6 protein-coding genes and 1 pseudogene are annotated in these 3,809 nt (G+C 42.6%); all 7 read right to left on the bottom strand.

Features of this window, described 5'->3' with window-relative positions:
* Window positions 1–1,388: pseudogene (locus tag HMPREF0367_RS05705) on the bottom strand (conjugal transfer ATPase TcpF); the annotation flags it as partial.
* Window positions 1,375–1,764 carry a conjugal transfer protein gene (locus HMPREF0367_RS05700; protein ID WP_035402140.1) on the bottom strand — a complete coding sequence of 130 codons (390 nt, stop codon included), beginning with the start codon at window positions 1,762–1,764 and terminating at the stop codon, window positions 1,375–1,377. The pseudogene HMPREF0367_RS05705 and the gene HMPREF0367_RS05700, both read right to left, overlap by 14 nt.
* A gap of 113 nt (window positions 1,765–1,877) precedes the next feature.
* On the bottom strand, window positions 1,878–2,381 hold the full coding sequence (locus tag HMPREF0367_RS05695; RefSeq protein WP_005423194.1) for an antirestriction protein ArdA: 504 nt from the start codon (window positions 2,379–2,381) through the stop codon (window positions 1,878–1,880).
* A 16-nt stretch (window positions 2,382–2,397) separates the two neighbouring features.
* Window positions 2,398–2,793 (bottom strand): hypothetical protein, encoded by a 396-nt coding sequence (locus tag HMPREF0367_RS05690; protein WP_035402137.1) that lies wholly within the window; start codon window positions 2,791–2,793, stop codon window positions 2,398–2,400.
* 15 nt (window positions 2,794–2,808) lie between these two features.
* The gene (locus HMPREF0367_RS05685) at window positions 2,809–3,300 is read right to left on the bottom strand and encodes an antirestriction protein ArdA (RefSeq protein WP_035402135.1); all 492 of its coding nucleotides are present in this window, start codon (window positions 3,298–3,300) and stop codon (window positions 2,809–2,811) included.
* Window positions 3,301–3,305: 5 nt separating this feature from the next.
* A complete protein-coding gene (locus tag HMPREF0367_RS05680; RefSeq protein ID WP_004844214.1) occupies window positions 3,306–3,527 on the bottom strand; it encodes a hypothetical protein in 222 nt (73 codons plus the stop codon).
* Window positions 3,524–3,658 (bottom strand): DUF3789 domain-containing protein, encoded by a 135-nt coding sequence (locus HMPREF0367_RS10270; RefSeq protein ID WP_005423185.1) that lies wholly within the window; start codon window positions 3,656–3,658, stop codon window positions 3,524–3,526. The genes HMPREF0367_RS05680 and HMPREF0367_RS10270 overlap by 4 nt, the downstream gene beginning before the upstream one ends.
* Window positions 3,659–3,809 lie beyond the last annotated feature (151 nt).

The following is a 3,809-nucleotide window of genomic DNA, read 5'->3' as shown; positions in this document are numbered from 1 at the left end:
GCATTTGTGACCGTACCTTTTACCCCTTGACTGGCAAGGGACGGTTGCAGGTAGACATTTCTTCCTGTATCCACGGAATACCCGATATAGATTCCTATGTTTTCTCCCAACATCTGAGTAGCACCGAAACCAAGTCCGGCTAAAAAGTCGGATTTCACATACTGGATATAATCATTGATATAACGCTTGCTGGCTGGAAGAAATTCTCCATGCAGTCCCATCATATCTCCGGCAGGGCGAACCAGCTTCACATTTAAATCATCGTAAAAGTCCTTGACTTCATCACAACGGCGTTTCAGTTCGTCAAGATCGGGTGCAGACACCCGTATGACGTAACTTAACTTATACATACTTTCCTTGCTCTGGTCTAAATCTGTTTCCAGTTCATCGACACTGTCTAAGGCTTCCACCACATTTGAACTTGTTTCATTTCCGGCTTGATAGGCGTGATTATCCAAGTCCTTTAATTCCTTTTTCTTGTTACGGACAGTGGTTAAGGCTTTCTTATTCCCGACAATCTCAACATTCATAGACGTATCCACAGGGAATGTGAACTGCTGTTGCTGGAAGTAGAAGATTTCCGATGATGGGAAGTCCAATTCTCCGACAATGGCATTGACCGTAAAGTAGGATACATAACTTTCGCTATCCTCATGCTCCAGACGCAAATATCGCTGGCTTTCTTCCACCACACAACGGGTAGGACGGATAAGGTCATAATACTTAATCAGTGTTTCTTTTTTCAGCTTTCTCTTTGGAAGAGGATACACATAATCTTCATAGGCTATCCCGTCCCTACCGTAGAGGTGTTCCATCAGATAGGCAAAGTCTTTGGCTTCCAGTCGGCGGATTTTGAACCTACGGGAGATTTTATTTTCCAGCAGTTTTTCCATCTTCACATAACGGTTGATTTCATCATTGCTCATGGAAACAAAGTCATTCATCAGCGTGTGCCTTACCTCATTCAAAAACTCACGGAATGTCAGAAATACCGATTTTTTGATGTTCTTCAGATTGACTTCGTCCTCTGTGACCATGAGCTTGAATCCCAGAAAGAAACGGTAATCAACTTGATTGTCGCCTATCATGGATACAAGGGCTTCGGTCTGGTCGTCTATCTTTTGGATTGCTACCTCACGGAGCTTTCCAGTGACCAACTTCTTTGACTGTTCCTGTATGCTTCGGATTGAGCTTTCGGTTGCAATCTGCAACGCATGAATCTTTCCCTCACGGGACTGTGCGATAAGCTGACGGAAGCTGTCATGCACAAGGTATTTCTGTTCTGGGGATAAGAATGAATAATTGTACGGTATCAGTTCATAGTAGGCGAACACCTCATTGTCCTTATTCCAGACAAGGTTATTGTCGATATATTTAATCGGGAACATAGGTCACACTCCTTACTGCCGTGATAGTTTCCTCAAATTTCTGCTTATGCAGGTTCACGGCTTTTCCGGCATAAGTCACTTTGGGACGCAGGGAATACAGAACCATCGTCTTGATGTAACTGTATGGCTTTTTCCCGTCAAAGGTTTTCTGTGACATAAACCATGTAAGAGCAACGGGAATCCCGAAATATTTTAAAAATGCACCCTCAATCATAGAAAGTGGCGGTAGGTCTGCAAACAGAATAATGATAAATTCCGTCAGTACAAACCATGTAATCTGGGTAAAGGTCACAGGGAATGGCAGGTTTACATCATTGATGGCATATAGTACCTTTTCCACGTTCCAGATACTTGTATAACTTCGGATTTTCTTCACTTGTAGTAACTCCTTTCTTCATTTTCATAACAACAGGGACAGCTGGATTTTCCAGACTGCCCCCAAGAGAAAAGCTGACAGTAGCACCAGTGGCGGTGCTGATCTGCCAGCCCTTAACGCAGTACCTCACAGATACCAGCGTTTGTTGCAATAAATGTCCCCTCTATATCGAGGTCACGCCCGTAGGCTTCATAGTCGATATAGTTCTGTAAAGAGGACGGGATTTCTCCGAGTACCTGTTCTTCATCAATCAGATAGTAGGCTAAATCGGTCATCGTTTCACAGCCGGAATACAGAATGATGTCGTCCTTATGTTCCACCAGTTCTTCCAGACTTCCATAGCAGGATATAAAACTGTCCAAGTCGTCCAGCAGGTAATCCGGTAATTCTTCCAACTGCTCATAGATACGGTTCAGTTCTTCGATGGAAATGTATTCGCTAATCTCCATCGGGAAGTTGTCCGTATCATGGATTGCGTATTCTTCGTACTCTGCATTTAAGCCGATACGTTCTGCAATCACTTCTTCGTCCAACGGAAAAGAGAACCAGTCCCCGACCAGCTCTCCCTCATTGTACTTGCCAAGATTGGCTATATAGACTTGCATATCATCAATCATAAGCGGTCACTTCCTTTCACTCATTGTATTCATAAAATCTGCCATGCACACACAAGAACCGTTCTGATGGTTCTTCCATATCCGAACAGTTCCGATGGTATGTAATATTGCAAAGTCCGGCTTCCAGCTCTTGCAGGTTTGAAAACCATTCTCTTTGAATTGCAGGTATATCTTCGGGTGGGATTTCACTCTCCGAAATCGCAAGGCAGATATTGTTTAACAGGTCAAGGTCTGTATCTTGCAGGATTTCAAAAGGGAAATCATAATCACTGATAAGATAACGGTCACTGTCCGGCGGTAAGCCAATGGATTGTTTTAATGCTTCTATGTTGCAGGGAAGTGTAAACCATGCACAGCCTGTATCTTTTTCCTGTTCATCAAGATTGATAACAAATACTTTCATTTCTGCCATAAGCAATGCCACCTGTCAAAGTTTGAACATACCGTTGTTGCAGACAGCATAACGTCCTTTTTCTTCCAACTCATGGGCGTAGGCTTCCAGATTAAAATATTTCTTTCCTTTTTCGGAAAGAGCAGAAAATTCAATGTTATGCTCCAAGCGGTAGCGGGCAACGTCCATGATGTTGTGACACTCTGGATAAAACAAAAATTCTTCGGATTCCTGCAACAAATCCTCAACACCGCCAAAATAAGGAATCAAGTCTTTGTATGCCTGCTGAACTTCTGGCGATAAATCCGTGTAAGCAAAGTATAGCTTGTTTAATCGTCTTACAGAAGTTGTCCTTACAATATCGCCAGCAAAGGGGAGCTTCATATCTGTGATTTGATAGTCTTTGCTGTCAGCTTCCACACCGAGCAGGTCACGGAACAGCTCATAATCAATGGGTAAATCAAACCAGCGAGAGGTTTTATCCTCTGCTGATTTGGTTGTTTCAATCAATACGCTACATTCTTCCATAGGCTTTACGCTCCAATAATCTTATTGAATAATTGTAACAATACGTCTTTTACGCCGGACGCATTGAATACAAGACCAACGGCTACTAAGGCAACTACCAAGAATCCGATAAGTTTGGAAAACTCACGCTTGAATCCCAAGTAGATACCGATAACAACAATCGCCATCAGCACAAGGCTCTGTGCGTTGCTTAAAAACCAGTTATAAAGGTTCTGTCCAAAATTCATACTTTCTTTTCTCCTTTCAGTTCCATCATTTTTCGGTCAGACTGTCTGCCAGCCTGTAAAATACACATGGCAATCACGCCAACTGTTCCACCTAAAGAGAAGAACAGGAAGTCAAATAATAATCGTTGCATGTTTCAATTCTCCTTTTCTAAAATCACATCTTCGGTTGATGTGGTCTGTTGTTCGATTATCTTGTAGTGCTTTTCCGTCAGTTTCGTGGATTTACGGATTTCTTTCAGATAATCAATCCCTGTTTTCGCTGTGATTGTTTCCAGCATTTTG

Origin of the sequence: Faecalitalea cylindroides ATCC 27803, assembly GCF_000469305.1 — a bacterium.
In the GTDB taxonomy this organism is placed as follows: Bacteria; Bacillota_I; Bacilli_A; order Erysipelotrichales; family Erysipelotrichaceae; genus Faecalitalea; species Faecalitalea cylindroides.
The sequence above is the reverse complement of the archived record's forward strand: the minus strand, read 5'-3'. Positions and strand labels throughout refer to the sequence as shown.

Coding starts and splice junctions, on each gene's coding strand:
- HMPREF0367_RS05685 (WP_035402135.1), bottom strand. CDS start 3,300: ATGGAAGAATGTAGCGTATTGATTGAAACAACCAAATCAGCAGAGGAT.
- HMPREF0367_RS05695 (WP_005423194.1), bottom strand. CDS start 2,381: ATGATTGATGATATGCAAGTCTATATAGCCAATCTTGGCAAGTACAAT.
- HMPREF0367_RS10270 (WP_005423185.1), bottom strand. CDS start 3,658: ATGCAACGATTATTATTTGACTTCCTGTTCTTCTCTTTAGGTGGAACA.
- HMPREF0367_RS05690 (WP_035402137.1), bottom strand. CDS start 2,793: ATGGCAGAAATGAAAGTATTTGTTATCAATCTTGATGAACAGGAAAAA.
- HMPREF0367_RS05680 (WP_004844214.1), bottom strand. CDS start 3,527: ATGAATTTTGGACAGAACCTTTATAACTGGTTTTTAAGCAACGCACAG.